Genomic DNA, 1,216 nt, shown 5'->3' on the forward strand with positions numbered 1-1,216 from the left:
CCCGTGTCCGAGGCGAGCACAGCACCATCGAGCTGGGTGTGTTGCTCAGTGCGGATGTCGAGTTGGTCTTTGGCGGTGATCGAGGTCTGGTTGCCGACCCAGTTCGTGCTGCCTGTGGTCTGGCCGTAGCCGGGTCTACAGCTATTCGCCGGTACCTATCGGGCAGATTCCTGCCGAGCAGCTTGCCCAGTCATGAGCGGTTTCCAGCGCGACCATTACCATATCAATTGACGCGCGAAACACAGACCGTCGGCCTCCATCAGCATCAATCAGCCTCGTAATAGGGTCTCCACCATACATCCCTAACATCAGATTCAGGACACACCCATTTCGACCACTCTTCAATCAACCACTTTCTGTCAATCCCGCCTCTAGTTCTAGCACTACTGGGTGGAAGATAAGCCAATATCAAGCCCGCTTTATATCCAGAGCTCACAATTAGACCATATGGTCGATCGGACATACCGGTTTCAAACACCATAAAATCGACTTTACCTTCATATGACTTCGATCCGCTAACAGTGAGGACGTTACCTCGCTCAACAACCTCAGATTTGATATCAACAAGCTTTCTTCTTACATCCATTTATTTCACCTCAAGATCGTGACGTCCACTGCCGTCAGCGCTTTTAGTTTGATTCATCCCAAAATCAACTTCGCCTAGGTGCTTACCATTCTTTGCGTTGACGATCTCAAAACGTCCATGCTGACTATCCAGCGCGTACAAATTTCCATCTTTCCCTAAATACACGTCTCGCCCATTCAACTTAGAAAGTTTTGAATCTTTCAGCATACCATTCGCAGATACAACTTTTGCGGCCATAGCTTTGATCTGCGCGACCCGCTCACCTGGGGGCAGAAATGCCAATTCCCTCTCAAACTGAGCGACGGTCTTATTATCAGCCAAAATTGAATTGTTACTGGTCTTAGAACCTACCACACCTAGCGTGCGGCTTACAGCCTTACCAACCCCACCCAGAGCCGCCTGTTCCACACTCTCGATCAGGTACTTCACACCGACAACGTCGGTACTCCCCTCAAACGGCACATCCTCTTCGCCGTTCGCGTGGCGCGCTTTGTCCTCTTCGTTGAGCTGAGCTATCTTGGTCGAATCTATGCCCTTCCACCGGGCGACCAGCGCGATGGCAGCCTCTTCGTTCTTTTGGTCAATCTCATCGCCAACAGTGGCGTCCAGTGCAGCCTTGGCCGCCAGGTT

The 1,216-nt window shown here is 51.3% G+C and carries 2 protein-coding genes; both read right to left on the bottom strand.

The window, feature by feature from the left end; all coding sequences use genetic code 11:
* Positions 1 to 265: 265 nt before the first annotated feature.
* Complete coding sequence (gene imm45 / locus BLS87_RS33285) at positions 266 to 586, bottom strand: Imm45 family immunity protein (protein ID WP_074759407.1); 321 nt, start codon at positions 584 to 586, stop codon at positions 266 to 268.
* The coding region (locus tag BLS87_RS33290) for a colicin E3/pyocin S6 family cytotoxin (protein WP_244165947.1) at positions 587 to 1,216 on the bottom strand (630 nt) is incomplete at its 5' end. It lies immediately after the preceding gene.

Origin of the sequence: Pseudomonas abietaniphila (assembly GCF_900100795.1) — a bacterium.
Taxonomy (GTDB): Bacteria; Pseudomonadota; Gammaproteobacteria; order Pseudomonadales; family Pseudomonadaceae; genus Aquipseudomonas; species Aquipseudomonas abietaniphila.

Coding starts and splice junctions, on each gene's coding strand:
- imm45 (WP_074759407.1), bottom strand. CDS start 586: ATGGATGTAAGAAGAAAGCTTGTTGATATCAAATCTGAGGTTGTTGAG.